General features: G+C 39.0%; 10 protein-coding genes. 4 read left to right on the top strand and 6 right to left on the bottom strand.

Annotated features, from left to right (window positions below):
* Positions 1 to 3: 3 nt before the first annotated feature.
* Together ybeY and LV92_RS06225 are read right to left on the bottom strand one after the other, a co-directional pair.
* Complete coding sequence (ybeY, locus tag LV92_RS06230; RefSeq protein WP_111622772.1) at positions 4 to 423, bottom strand: rRNA maturation RNase YbeY; 420 nt, start codon at positions 421 to 423, stop codon at positions 4 to 6.
* Positions 416 to 3,868 carry a hypothetical protein gene (locus tag LV92_RS06225; protein WP_111622771.1) on the bottom strand — a complete coding sequence of 1,151 codons (3,453 nt, stop codon included), beginning with the start codon at positions 3,866 to 3,868 and terminating at the stop codon, positions 416 to 418. The genes ybeY and LV92_RS06225 overlap by 8 nt, the downstream gene beginning before the upstream one ends.
* Before the next feature lie 110 nt (positions 3,869 to 3,978).
* Here LV92_RS06225 and gltX point away from each other — a divergent pair, with 110 nt between their 5' ends.
* Both gltX and LV92_RS06215 read left to right on the top strand, forming a co-directional pair.
* A complete protein-coding gene (gltX, locus tag LV92_RS06220) occupies positions 3,979 to 5,490 on the top strand; it encodes a glutamate--tRNA ligase (RefSeq protein ID WP_111622770.1) in 1,512 nt (503 codons plus the stop codon).
* Between the two features lie 154 nt (positions 5,491 to 5,644).
* Positions 5,645 to 6,574 carry an SPFH domain-containing protein gene (locus LV92_RS06215; protein ID WP_031446110.1) on the top strand — a complete coding sequence of 310 codons (930 nt, stop codon included), beginning with the start codon at positions 5,645 to 5,647 and terminating at the stop codon, positions 6,572 to 6,574.
* Positions 6,575 to 6,664: 90 nt separating this feature from the next.
* Here LV92_RS06215 and LV92_RS06210 read toward each other — a convergent pair whose 3' ends face one another.
* The 4 genes from LV92_RS06210 to LV92_RS06195 all read right to left on the bottom strand — a co-directional run bounded on the left by LV92_RS06210 (position 6,665) and on the right by LV92_RS06195 (position 9,633).
* Entirely contained in the window at positions 6,665 to 6,880 is a 216-nt protein-coding gene (locus LV92_RS06210) for a DUF6327 family protein (RefSeq protein WP_085499906.1), read from the bottom strand.
* Between the two features lie 6 nt (positions 6,881 to 6,886).
* A complete protein-coding gene (locus LV92_RS06205) occupies positions 6,887 to 7,231 on the bottom strand; it encodes a phage holin family protein (protein ID WP_111622769.1) in 345 nt (114 codons plus the stop codon).
* Positions 7,232 to 7,242: 11 nt separating this feature from the next.
* Positions 7,243 to 7,572, bottom strand: coding sequence for a YtxH domain-containing protein (locus LV92_RS06200; RefSeq protein WP_111622768.1), 330 nt, complete (start codon positions 7,570 to 7,572; stop codon positions 7,243 to 7,245).
* 375 nt (positions 7,573 to 7,947) lie between these two features.
* Entirely contained in the window at positions 7,948 to 9,633 is a 1,686-nt protein-coding gene (locus tag LV92_RS06195; protein WP_111622767.1) for a glutamine--tRNA ligase/YqeY domain fusion protein, read from the bottom strand.
* Between the two features lie 251 nt (positions 9,634 to 9,884).
* On the opposite strand from LV92_RS06195, the gene LV92_RS06190 reads away from it, so the two are divergent.
* Both LV92_RS06190 and LV92_RS06185 read left to right on the top strand, forming a co-directional pair.
* Positions 9,885 to 12,152 (top strand): T9SS type B sorting domain-containing protein, encoded by a 2,268-nt coding sequence (locus LV92_RS06190; protein ID WP_111622766.1) that lies wholly within the window; start codon positions 9,885 to 9,887, stop codon positions 12,150 to 12,152.
* 6 nt (positions 12,153 to 12,158) lie between these two features.
* The gene (locus LV92_RS06185) at positions 12,159 to 14,246 is read left to right on the top strand and encodes a PorP/SprF family type IX secretion system membrane protein (protein ID WP_111622765.1); all 2,088 of its coding nucleotides are present in this window, start codon (positions 12,159 to 12,161) and stop codon (positions 14,244 to 14,246) included.
* Positions 14,247 to 14,827: the final 581 nt, after the last annotated feature.

The raw sequence follows: 14,827 nt of genomic DNA, 5'->3' as shown, positions 1-14,827 counted from the left end.
TTTTCAATGTTCCACGTGGAACAATTTAATTTTTTCGTCTTCCTTTAACCTCATTTGCGAGGCCTCCTCTTCACTCTTGTCACCATACCCTATAAGATGCAACACCCCATGAGCCATGACTCGTTTTAATTCAGTATCAAAATCAACACCATACTCAGAAGCATTATCCCTGACACGTTCAACAGAAATAAAGATGTCACCTGCTATTCCATTATTATCCTCATAAGGAAAAGTAATAATATCAGTATAGGTGTCATGATTAAGATAGTCTTGGTTTATCTTTAGAAGATATTCATCATCGCAAAAAATAAAATCCAATTGACTATAACTTTCGTCCTCAGAAAGCACTATCCTACTAATCCAATCGGCAAACTTGGTTTCAGCATCTATGCTAAAATCCGTCTCATAGTGAAAATCAATCATCAATTTTAAAATATTCCTTAACCCTAATCTGAAAATTTTGCTGCAAAGGTAATGCTTGTCTATTTAAAATCTCCACATCGTTGCGATAATTATCTAATATTGAGGGCCTAGTAAGAATAGGGTTTTGAAAGGAATCATTATTAGTATTGCTCTCCCTTTCCTTGGTCTTTCCCTGTTTTAAAGCGGCATTATCCAACTTTAACATTTCCCGGTTAATATTGTTCATCTTATTCATTGTTTGCTGGGTAACCCCATTCCTCAATAAATCGTTCTCGAAATCCTCCATTTGCAGCACCAATTTTTCACCCAACTTACGGTCATCATTATTTATAAGATTCTTTAATTGCTCTTCCAATTGCTCGCGTAACAATTGTTGTTCCTTATAAATTTCATATATTTCATTAAGTTCGTCCTCATTAGGTCCACCCTCCTTGCCTCCAGTACCCATCTCACTTCCTTTTCCCCCACCACCACTATTGGAGCCCTCACCCTCCTTAGTACCTTTACCTTTGCCCTCACTACCTTTATCTCCATTATCACCTTCCTGACCATTTCCATCCCCACCTTCACTACCATTCTCTCCAGACTTCTCTCCTTGTCCACCGTCTTTCTTTCCATCACCAGAACTCTTACCTTCAGATCCCTTTTTACCCATTTCACCCATTTTTTCCCCCAACTTCTCCTGCCCCAAAATAATATCCGGTAATTGAAAACCCTTTCCCTGGCCTTTACCCGAACTGGGACTCATACTTTGTTGTAAATTCTCCAAAACATTGGCCAAAAAATCGCTAAGACTATTGGAGGCATTTAAAACATACTTTTGATAAGAAGCTCCTTGATACATTTCGCTCTCTGCCATACTCTCAAGGGCCTTGTCCAAATTATAATACACTTCAGTAATTTGTTCATTTACAAATTCAGACAGTTCTGCCTGCCTTAAGGATAACGCAAACAAACTATCATCAACGTGTTTAAACAATTCCCTTAATTCCTGCTGCTTTTTAATACTAGCCGTATTTACGGTACCCGACAATTCCGACTGTCCCAAACTTTTATATAAACCTTCCTGCTTAAAAGAAAAAGTGATTAAATTATCCAATAATTGCCTTAACATTTCCGCGTCCTCAGCGGTAGAAGATCCACCTCCACCACCAGAACCAGCGGACATCAAATCCTCCGAAAGTTCTTTCATTTTCTTTGCAGCAGATTTTTGTTTGGATTTTCCCTTTTCAGAGCTAGTTTTATCACCCTCGGCTTGCTTGGAAAGCTCCTCTATTGCATCTTCCTGATCCTTCTTTACCTCCTCTACCTTGCCCATATCAATCTTTAAATCCAAAGGCTTCCTTAGGCTAGAAATATCCTTCATCAACTCCTCGACCTCCTTACTTATCTCCTCAAATTGAGATCTTAAACTATCCTGATCCTTTCGTTTTTGTTCAAATCCCAACTCCTTCTCTACCACAGCCTCCTGCTCTTTGGATAACTTATCCAAATCTTCTCCCAATTGATTTGCCTTTTGCTGAACATAATATCTTTTGGTGAGTTCCAACAACTGTTCCAAGTTACGATCCGCATTCCTCTGCTTCTTTCCTAGCTCCTCCAAGCGCCTAGCCAATTCATCTTTGTCCAACTTCTCTGCTAACTTATTTAATTCCTCCAACAGCCTTTCATTCTTCTTAGCCTGCATTTCCTGTCTTTCCAGCCGCTCCTGAAGTAATTTCTTTAATTTACTGTCTTCTTCCGATTTCTTAAGATTATCCTTTAATTGCCCGCTAAATTTCTTCATTAAATCCTCCTGAAGCTCCTGCTGCTTTAAAAAATCCTTAATTCTATTTTGATCTGAAAAACTAAGGACACTATTTTCCCTTTCATGCCTATTAATCTCCTTTAAGCTCTTCTGTTGCTCCTTGGACATTTCCAAAGACTTGTCAAGATTCTTGAGAATAGCTCTTTGAAACTCCAACTCCTTATCTTTCAGCTGATTACCACTTAACATACTAGAGCTAAATACTTGACTTTTAGTCACTTTACCCTTGTGAATAGCATCATTGTCCACCACTTCAAAATAGAAATCATAGGCCTCACCTTCAACCAAATCCAATCCTGAAGGAAAGGTGTAATAAAACTTGTTATAATTCACATTTGGATTGGACAGGACCAAAACCTTCTTATTATCCTGCCCTTTCTGGTAATAAATCAATCTAACAGTATTTAATTGGTAGTCATCCGTTGCCTCCCCCACGTAATAGGACAAATTAGGGTTTAAGGAATCAAGAACCTGATCCACACGTAAACTGGGATAAGCATCCCTCACCACAGTAAAGCGATATCCCAAAATCTCATAATTATCAACGTTGGCATTTGAAATAGACAATTCGTAATCCAAATCCATAAAAACACGCTTGTCTAAACTAAATGCATCCCCTGACCTATTAAAATTCTCAATACTATCCCCTACTCGTAAAAGTACCTCATCAGTTGTTCTAGTCTTCATCCTCCAAGAAACTCGAGTGCCTTCTGGAAAAACGGCATTGCCAGTGCTTCTTATCACTTCATCATTCTTTTTGGTATATTCAGGATAATCCAGAATCATATCAAAATCTACTATACTAGGAGCAGCGAGTACATTTAAAAAATACTCCCTAGACCTAAAACCATTCGCCACAAAATAAAAAGCAGTACTCTCCAAGGGCGGCGTAAATACATATTGGTAAAACCCATCCTTAACCTGCAGGAGAAACTCTTCGCCATTAACTACTATAGACATACCTTCGGGTTTAATACGCCCCTCAGTGGTAACCAAAAGATCCAAGGATTCTCCCTCAAGAACATCCAAATTGGCAGTAAGCAATTTAAAAGCAAAAGGCGCCGGAGGCTCAAAGGCCAGGTCGTAATTCACAACTCTTTTATAGGAACCAAAATACGAAGCTATATCCCCAGAAACCCAAATTATACTAAAAACCACAAGGGGAAGCAATAAATACTTGGCATAACCTATATTATCTTTCAAGTCAACAGCCTTAACAAAAGGTACAACACTTAAATCCTCAGATCTTTGCTGAATACTTGCCAACAACAATTCCGACTTGGAACTACTTTCAGCTAAATCCAAAAGGTTAAAAAGCTTATCGTCGACCTCTGGAAAATGTTTGCCAATTAGTACAGAAGCCTCCTTATTGCTCAAACCTCGTTTCCATCTTAACAAGAACGATAAAGGCGTAAAAATAAATTTCCACACCAAATACAATTCAACCCCAACAAATAGCACTAAAAGCACTAAACGGCCAACAGAATTTAACCAGAAAAAATATTCTATTCCCAATACCACCAAAAAGAAAAGCAATCCCAAGGCCAAAAAAAGAAGCACGCCCTTAAGCAACATCTTGGTATAGAACTTCGCAATAAAGGCATTAAGCTTTTCTAAAATATTATAATAATTATCCAAAATAGATCATTTTATAACCAAGGTACAAAAAAGCGATCTAGTCCCAAAGGACCTAAATCCGAATCCCAAAATAGAACGCTTTATGTATCTTTGCGCAAAAATAATACTTCATGACCAAGAAAGTAAGAGTTCGCTTTGCTCCAAGCCCAACTGGACCTCTACATATAGGCGGTGTTAGAACCGCATTATTCAATTATTTGTACGCCAAAAAACATAAGGGCGACTTTATACTAAGAATTGAGGATACCGATCAAAATAGGTATGTAGAAGGGGCAGAACAATATATAATAGACGCCTTAAATTGGTGTAATATACCTTACGATGAAGGCCCAGGAAAAGATGGCCGCTATGGCCCCTACAGGCAAAGCGAAAGAAAAGAGCTCTATCAAAAATATGCGGATAGCCTTATCGAAAAGGGCCATGCCTATTACGCCTTCGATACTAGTGAAAATCTGGATTTTCATAGAAAAGACCATGAAGAAAAGGGAAAAACCTTCATATACAATTATCACAATAGGTTAAAACTTTCCAATTCATTGTCATTAAGTCCAGAGGAAACTAAAGCCAAAATACAAGCAGGGGAAGAATATGTAATAAGATTCAAAACACCTCAGGACGCCGAATTACATTTAACCGATCTTATAAGGGGCGATATTAAAATAGATACCAATACTTTGGACGATAAGGTTTTGTTTAAAAGCGACGGCATGCCCACCTACCATTTGGCCAATATAGTGGATGACCATTTAATGGACATTACACATGTAATTCGTGGCGAGGAATGGTTACCATCTTTGGCGCTCCACCAGCAATTATACGATGCGTTTGGATGGGAAGCTCCAAAATTTGCTCATTTACCTTTAATAATGAAACCCGTGGGCAAAGGAAAACTTAGTAAAAGGGATGGAGAAAAAATGGGCTTTCCCGTTTTTCCGCTCACATGGAACAATTCCATCGGCTACAGGGAGGCAGGGTATTTTCCGGAAGCCGTAACCAACTTTTTGGCCCTATTGGGCTGGAATCCCGGTACGGAACAAGAGATATTTTCCCTGGAAGAGTTGGTTTCCGCTTTCAGCCTGGAAAGGGTAAACAAATCGGGAGCACGTTTTGACCCTGACAAAACCAAATGGTATAATCAGCACTACATGCAAATTCAGGACAATACTGATCTAGCCAATGCATTTATGCTAATGTTAAAAAATAAGGGGCTAGACATTCCAAAGGATAAAAATAACGCGGATTATGTAAAACAAGTAGTTGCCCTAATTAAGGAACGTGCCACATTTGTCAACGATTTTTGGGAATTGGGAAATTACTTCTTTTTGGCTCCTAGTGTCTACGATGAAAAAGCGGTTAAGAAACAGTGGAAAGAAGATACTGCTGCCATTATGACCCAATTGCTATCCCTATTGGAAGGTACAGATAACTTTGGATCGGAAAATCTTGAAACCCAAGTAAAACAATGGATTTCTGAAAATGATCTATCCTTTGGAAAAGTGATGCCACCACTACGCTTGGTTATTGTTGGTGAAATGAAGGGGCCCCATATTTTCGACATTATGGCCCTAATAGGAAAAACGGATTGTATTAATAGAATAAAAACGGCCATAGCAGAGCTTTAAAATAGCGAGTTTAGTAGACTGCCCAATATCTATTTAGTAAATAAGTAGAGCACTATTTTAGTGTATATCATCAGATTTGTAACATATTTACCAAAATTGTCACATATCTACAAAGTCTTTTGTAAATTCATTAGCTAATTCTAAACACTAAATCATGGGTTCATTCTTACTTATACCGTTATTACTTATCGGTTTTGTTATCCTTTTTTCTTCATTCTTTACAGTAAAGCAACAGACAGCTGTTATTATTGAACGTTTTGGAAAATTCAATAGCGTACGCACTTCCGGTTTAGGGATGAAAATTCCGTTGGTCGATCGTATTGTGGCCCGTGTTGGGCTTAAAATTCAACAATTGGATGTCATTGTTGAGACCAAAACTTTGGACGATGTCTTTGTAAAACTTAAAATATCCGTACAATATGTTGTTCTAAAGAACAAAGTGTACGAAGCCTTTTATCAATTGGAATATCCACATGACCAAATAACCTCCTACGTGTTCGATGTTGTCCGCGCCGAAGTTCCGAAAATGAAGTTGGATGACGTTTTCGTAAAAAAAGACGATATCGCTATAGCAGTAAAAACAGAGCTTCAAGATGCCATGTTGGATTATGGTTATGATATTATAAAGACCTTGGTAACGGATATTGACCCGGATGCACAGGTAAAAGAAGCCATGAACCGCATTAATGCCTCCGAAAGGGAAAAAATTGCGGCACAGTTTGAAGGTGATGCGGCTCGTATCCTAATCGTTGAAAAGGCAAAGGCGGAAGCTGAAAGCAAAAGATTGCAAGGACAAGGAATTGCAGATCAACGTAGGGAAATTGCACGTGGATTGGAGGAATCTGTAGAAGTACTGAACAAAGTGGGTATAAACTCCCAAGAAGCCTCTGCCCTCATTGTGGTTACGCAGCATTATGATACACTGCAATCTATTGGTGAAGCCACCAACACCAATTTAATATTGTTACCCAATTCGCCACAGGCGGGAAGCGACATGCTAAACAATATGGTGGCCTCCTTTACGGCCAGTAACATGATTGGGGAATCTATGAAAACGCAAAACAAAAAGAAAGACCCCAAATAGAGTAAATAGATTAACACATCAATAAAAAAACCTTTTACAATTTGTATAATACAAGTCGTAAAAGGTTTTTTACTTAGCCTGATAAAGGACCTAGCTAAATCTCTTCAATATTTTATTTGCCACAAAGGAGATAATTAATTTCTGGGCTATTCCACTAACCCCCCCCAACAAATTGGTAGGATAAAAGTTAGCCTTTGTCCTATTGACGTGCAGTCTCAACTGCTCCTTGTCAATTTCCCTTTGTAATTTTAAAATAGCCAACCTTTGATCTATTTCATCAAAAGAAGTAAAAACTTGCTTTGCCATAATTCATCAATCAAAATAATATTCCGAAAACTTCTTTAGCATAGGCTTATCCAATAGATCTCGGTATAAATAAAATACAATTCCAACCAAACTATAAAACAGTCCCACGAACAAAAATCCTAAAAAAGTATTTTCCAACCATAGCCCGATCCCATAAGCAGCGGCAAAAGACAACATAAATAATGCAAGCAAGGCAATACTTCCCAACATCAACATCTTGGCAAAAATGGTCATGCTCCGCATTCCTATCTTAAACCCTTGGAGCTTATAATACTCTCCGGTATTTTCTAAATACGATCGTATATCCCCATCAACTTCAGAAAGATTTTCCCTAATTTCCTCTAAGGCCATATAGTCCTCCCTTATTTTTGCAGTTGTGCATTCTTATTCTTAAGATCGGCCAACTTCTTTTCCAGGGCACTTATAATGTCGTCTGCCTTGTAGCTCATATTGGAAATAGTCTCTTCCAACTTTTGCTCGAAGTCCACTTTCTTGGCCTCCGCCGTTTTGGTAAGCTCCTCTTTTGCATGGGATATTCTACTAGTTAGATCATCGGTTGTCTCCATGGCCTTCTTCTTGATCCTTTTTCTAGTTTTGGTCCCTTTATCAGGTGCATACAAAATTCCAATTCCTGCACCTATGGCAGCACCTGTTAATAAAGCTAATAAAGTATTTCCACTATCGTTTGTCATAATTATATTTTTATGTTGTTATTAATAATATATTAAGGTACCCCATTTAAATTTCCACTCCTTCTATTTTTCAAAATTGATGAAAACATCCATAATTGAAATTCTGTGTGCTGAAATTTTACTAAGGGCGTAAAACCCAAAGTTAATGGAAAGAAAGATCACTAATTGACGCTATCCATCAAACTTTTGATCCAAACTGCCCAAATGGATAATATTTCAACCAAAAACTAATTAAAGGCCCTACAGCACCTCAAAACACCAATTGTTATAGAATTACCTTCGCCCAAAAAAAAACCACAGCATATGCGAGCTGTGGTCTTCGATTTTTATAGAAAATACCAATTGTTATATCAAAAGGTATAAGCTAAATTGATATTAATTTTTTTCCTGAATTTTGGCCCAAGTATCCCTTAGACCAACGGTTCTGTTAAAAACCAATTTTTCCGATTTGCTATCCGGGTCCAAATTAAAATAACCCATTCGTTGAAATTGAAAGCGATCCCCAATTTTTGCATCTGCCAAACTTGGTTCAACAAAGGCCGAGATAATCTGCAACGAATCGGGATTAATAAAATCCAAGAAATTCTTGTCTTTATGTGCATCCGGCGTTTCATCCGTAAAAAGGCGATCATACAACCTTACTTCTGCGCTAAGGGCATGCTTTGCAGAAACCCAGTGCAAAGTTCCCTTAACCTTTCTTAGGCTTTCTTCTGTACCGCTTCCACTCTTGCTCTTGGGGTCATAGGTACATTGCACCTCAATAATATTCCCATCGGTATCTTTCGTACAGGAATCGGCCTTTATGATATATCCATTCTTTAATCGCACCTCACCACCGAGCTTTAGTCTAAAGAATTTTCTATTTGCCTCCTCCTTAAAATCTTCCTGTTCAATATACAATTCCCTTGAAAATGGTAGTTGTCTATAGCCAGCCGCCTCATCCTCAGGGTTATTTTCCGCCTCAAGCCATTCTTCTTCCCCTTCTGGATAATTCGTTAATACAACCTTTAACGGATTTAAAACACCCATAACCCTAGGTGCAATTTTATTCAAATGTTCCCGAACATGAAATTCCAACAAAGAAACATCCACAACGTTGTCCCTTTTGGCGATACCAATAATATCCGCAAAATTTCTGATGGACTCAGGGGTATAGCCCCTTCTTCGCAATCCAGAAATCGTAGGCATTCTGGGATCGTCCCACCCTTTTACAAATCCCTGGTCCACCAATTGAAGCAACTTGCGCTTACTCACAACGGTATGGCTAAAATTTCTCCTTGCGAACTCCCTTTGTTTTGGCCGTACCAAATCCTTATCTACCACTTGGTCCAAAAACCAATCATAAAGCTCCCGGTGCATAGCAAATTCCAGCGTACACAAGGAATGCGAAACCTGCTCAATATAGTCGCTCTCTCCATGTGTCCAATCATACATAGGATAAATACACCAATCGGTATTTGTTCTGTGATGTGCCCTATACAAAATGCGGTACATTATGGGATCGCGCATCAACATATTGGAAGAAGCCATATCCACTTTTGCTCTTAAAACATGCTCCCCTTCCTTAAACTTACCTTCCTTCATCCCTTGAAATAACTGCAGATTCTCCTCCACGGACCTATTCCTGAAAGGGCTTGGAGTACCCGCCTCTGTGGGGGTCCCCTTTTGCTCGGCAATTTCCTCTGAAGTTTGACTGTCTACATAGGCCTTACCCACTTTTATTAAATCGATTGCCCAGTCATAAAGCTGTTGAAAGTAATCCGAAGCAAAACACTCCGTATCCCATTCATAACCAAGCCACTCTACATCCTCCTTAATGGCATCTACATATTCCTGTTCCTCCTTGGCCGGATTGGTATCATCAAAACGTAAATTAACAGGAGCCCCGTACCTTAAACCCAAACCGAAATTAAGGCAAATTGAGCTCGCATGACCAATGTGTAAATAGCCATTTGGCTCAGGTGGAAATCTAAATCTTAGCTTCTCCTTTGGAAAGCCGTTCCTTAAATCCTCCTCAACGATATGCTCAATGAAATTCAGTGATTTTAGTGCTTCACTCATATTCTCCTTTTTGATGCGCAAATGTAGGCAAAATGCGGGTAAAGCCGATGATAAAATGCGCATAGCATACAATAAAGTGGGTTTCACAACAGATTTAAATACCCTTACAACTTTAAATTTCCAGTATTATAATTATATAACATATTTGTATTTGAATACTTTGTAACTCAATGTATTGCCAAAACTTGTAAAAAGTTATCTGACAATTATCAACAATAAAAGCTGGTAGTAACCCCTAACTACAACATCTCATGAACCCGAACAAAAAAAATAACCTACTAATTTTCGTTCTTACCTTGATGCTGTTGGGTACAAATTCAATTTTAGCCCAGACCCTGAACAAACCTACTCCTGCCGACAACCCAAATCTAGCGGGCAATTCGGTTTGGACAGCTGCCTGTGCATCTGCAACCTTTAACGAATACTACATAAACTTCACATGGCTACCTAATGTAAATAGTGACAATGAATTTGTGTTGGAATTATCCGATGCCACTGGTTCCTTTGGCACTCCCAAGGAATTGGCCAGGGTAGCGGATAAGAATTCCGATTTTGACTTTGAATTTTCATTTGCACTGCCTACAGATACTAGGGGAGATGCTTACAGATTTAGGGTGAGGAGTACAAGTCCGGCAAAAACAAGTCCTGTTTCGGATGCCTTTGAAATGTATTATATAGACTTCAACTCTACACTGGCCATCAGGGAAATGGGCGACACTGGAGCACCACCAGCACAGAAAATACAACTCTGTAATGGAGGTACAACCACCTTGGAAGTATACAATGTACCTAACCCAGAAACTTATCGGTATAATTGGTACAAGAATACATCGCCCTTTACCAGTAGTGGAAGCGGATCCTCCATTGAAGTCTCCGAGAGCGGCTATTATGTTGTAGAATTGGATTACGGGTCAACCTGTTCAGGGTCGGCCAATACCCAATCGCTCTCCATTGAGGTTGAAATTGGAACCAGCGTAGGCTTGGCCTTGAATCCACCTGCGGAAACTGCCTTATGTTCAGGAGAGACTTATGCGCCCCTTGAGGCCAACATGAACTACCCAGACCTTGCCTACACCTGGTACAAAGGATCCACCATAATTCAACCAAGTACCTTAGGAGCCTATACCTATAACATAGATACCAATGATGCCAATTTTCCTGGCGACTATTCTGTAAAAATACAGGGAGATGGTATTTGTACAGAAACTTCCAATGCCATTAGCATTACCAATGCCGGACTTTTTACCGTCTCCAGGGACAACCCGGCCAATATGGTCATCTTACCTGGAGCAACTGCCAATTTAATTGCATCTTCAGATGCTACCTCCGTAACCTACCAATGGTATAAGGACAACACTTTAATTCCTGGGGCAACAAGTAGTACCTATACCGCAAATGCAGTAGGTAACTATTATGCGGAAGTTACCCTAAGCGGCGGTGCCTGTACTTCAGCGACCAAAAACACGGAAACAACTACGGTGGTAAACCCTGATTCCTTTGAACTAATTACCAATTATACCACAGAATATACCGATTGTATTAATACAAGTGTGGCCATAGAGGTCGGTAGAATCAATGCCGTATTATCGGATGGTACTAAAACCGATGTAACTGCAGATTTAAAAAGCAATTTCTCCTACCAATGGACTAAGGACGGTGCCAATATACCAACTGCCAATGGAAGTAGTATCAGTTTAACCAATACCAGTGAAAACGGAGAATATAAAGTTCAAGGTACGCTGGACAGTTTTACTTCAACTTCCAATGCCTTAGCCGTGCGTTTATTGACCAACGAAACCTTAACCATATCATCTACTGGTACCGTAATCTGCAATTCAAGCGAGACTATAGACATTTCAACCACCACTGCACTAACTGGTGAAAGCTTTGATTGGTTTAAAGATGGGGTAAATTTAAATACCTCGAGCGAATCATTGTCGGTTAGCGCAGCAGGAACCTATCAACTAGTAGTACAGAAAAACGGTTGTGATCTTAGATCCAATGAAATCGTTATTTCTCCCTTGGACGATTCCTTGATAGCCCTTAGTACCACCAACAATGAAGTGGTATTTCCCGAAGGAGGAAGTAAGATTATCTCAGCCAGTGGGGCCACAAGTTACAAATGGTACGACCAAAACAATGTTTTGCTAAGTGATACGGACACTGTTTCCATAACCCAGGAAGGAAGTTATATGGTAACGGCAACTATAAACAATTGCGAGGTTTCCAAATCATTTACCGCCTCCTATCAAGACACTTTTGGCATCCCAAATGTAATCACTGCCAACGGGGACGGCTATAACGATCAATGGATTATTCCCAATACATATACTAAAGACCCCAATATCTCAGTTATTATCTATAACGACAAAGGGGAGGAAGTACTAAGTCAAAAACAATATAAGAACAATTGGCCAGAAGCTTCCATGAAATTTCCGAAGCAAAACATGGTATTTTATTACACCATAAAAAATGCCAAGGAAACTTTGAAGAAAGGTACTATTACAGTAATACGTTAATGCACCATGTTTAAGAAAAATTATTTATATATAATCTTTATTTTACTCTGCCTTTCCAAGGTTACTGGACAGGAAGAGAGTCCGTTTGTATCTTACGACGTTCCCTCGCAGAACCTCCTAAAATTCAATAGATTTTTAATCAACCCTACCTTTTCTACGGTAAGGGAAGATAAATCCTATATAAACCTATTACACAGAAACCAATCGGTATCTTTTAATGATAACAACCAGGACTATTTCCTAAGTTACAGTGGTCGTGTTAATGATCGCAGCGGATTGGGATTAAGTCTATATACGCAAAGGGAAGGATTAATATCCAACTATGGAGTGATGGCCAACTATGCCTATGGCATTAAATTAAGCGACAAGAGCAATTTTACCTTTGGTGCTAACCTGGCTTATTACAACAGTGGATTTGACAGGAACCGAGCCAATGCCTTGGATCCAAACGACCCAGCTCTAAACGGACTACAGGATTCCAATCTTCTGTCTTTCCAACCCGGTTTTAATATTTCCTATGGCAAGTTCGATTTTGGTGTCTTCGCAGAAAACCTATTTGATTACAACCTGAAGAGCAGTGAGACAATAACCGATTTTGGAGATAAAACCTTCTCGGGACATTTACAATATACCCATCAGTTTGAAAATGGAGCCGGTATCCTTGAAGCAGGCCGTTTAATGCCGTTGGCAAGGGTACGAAAAATTGGGAACGAAGAGGTAGTCCTAGGTGGAAGTCTAATCTTGGACCTCCCCAAATTAGGTTGGCTACAAGGTGGTTATGACAGTTTCTACGGTGCGTCCGCAGGTATTGGTTTTAACATAAACCGTAGACTTTCTTTAGGCTATACCATGGAAAAAGGTTTGTCCAATAATTTTGACAATTTTGGACTAACCCATGAGATATCCTTTGCCTACTCCATAACCCCGAATCTTACAGAAGATCGTGTAATGCTGGAAGAAGGTTACGAGGAATTGGCGGAAAATGAGGAAGAACAGGAAGATACCCTTACTGCACAACAACTGGAAATAGAAAAACTAAAGAAAGCCTTGGCGGAAAATGATGCCATATTGGCCGAGCTAATGTTCCGTCAAGATTCATCGGAAACCAACCGTCAAAAAGATTTGGAACGCAGGTTCGAAATGGTAATGAAAATGGTCCGCGAAGAAACTCAGGGCAAGCGTCCGGACATTGAGGAAAAAGCCAAGAAAATGTATCTCGTAAACAATGAAAACGGCGGGCTGGTCAACAATTCCAAACCAAGTCCACAGGAAAATAAACCGAACGTTATAAACCCTGTTGCTAAACCAAAGGATGCTATAGCCACTAGGAATATTGAAACCAAAATAGCCCCTAAAGTAAAGACAGAAGAAGAAGCTGATGATGAGTTTACAAGGGTAGCCCAACAAAATAATATTAAGAGTAGAAAATTTAGGAATTTGGATGGGGTAGCGGACGGCTACTATGTTGTAGCCAATGTATATAAAGGTGAAAAATATCTCAATAAATTTGTAACGGAACTTGCCAATAATGGAGTTAGGGCAGACTATTTCGAAAATTCCAACAACGGACTTAAATATGTATACCTAGAAAGGTACGATACATGGCAGGAGGCACTGGCCGCCCATAAATCCAATATCAATGGTACCTACGCCCAGGATATGTGGATAATGAACGTGGACAATACCCGTTATACTGACGCTGACAAGGCCTATGTAGACAACGTTAATAAAATCAAAGAAAAATCATCGCAATATGCCCTGGACAAACTTCAGAAAAATGTTGTGGTAAAAGACAATGTAACCTCCAATGACCCTAATGCCAAAGTTTACAAGATAAACGGTTTGGGAACAGGTTACTACATCATTGCCAATGTATTTGCCAATGCTAACAATGCCAACAAGTTTGTAAAAATGTTAAATGCCCAAGGGCTTAGTGCCAGTTATTTTATCAACCCCGAAAATAACTATAGATATGTATATCTCAAGAGACACGAATCCTGGAACAATGCATTGGTTTCCTATTACTCTAAGATAAACGATACTTACACCGACAAAATGTGGATCATGCGGGTAACGCCAAATCAAATGACATAATTGGATTCCCACTTAAAGGATACCTTAACCCATAAATTCAGTAACCTATTGAACTAAACTTCAGATTACAAATTTTATAATCGAAAAGCCGTTTTGATCAATGTTCCAAAACTTGGCATAAGATTGGAATTATTAATAAAATGAAACATTAAAGAGCATAGCAATAGGTATATCTATCCTAACGAAATAAGGAAAAATGCTATTCCAACCTATGTCATTTTAATCATAAAAACAAAGAGATAATTCAATTCCGGCACTCAACATTTACCCCAACGTAACCCTGCCTAACCCCATTAAGGTCAAAACATTGATATTGGGTTTGTCGATTTTGACAACAAACCGATTATTAAAAATATACTCCCTTAAGGTAAGGCCATGCTCACTGTTCTATTTTCCAGTATCCAATAGGTCTTATTTGATACCGGCTAAGCAAGGGTTTAACTAGCAATAATTGATAGTTGCTTCAAAATTAAATTCTTACAAGCCGCTTTTAAAAAAATGGCTAACCATCATATAAAAGCATTTCACAACATAATACAACACCCCTACAACATTAAATTCCACACCTCATTATTAAGATT

The organism is Arenibacter echinorum, from assembly GCF_003259375.1.
Classification (GTDB): Bacteria; Bacteroidota; Bacteroidia; order Flavobacteriales; family Flavobacteriaceae; genus Arenibacter; species Arenibacter echinorum.
Note: the sequence above shows the minus strand (reverse complement) of the source record. Positions and strands in the feature narration are given on the sequence as shown.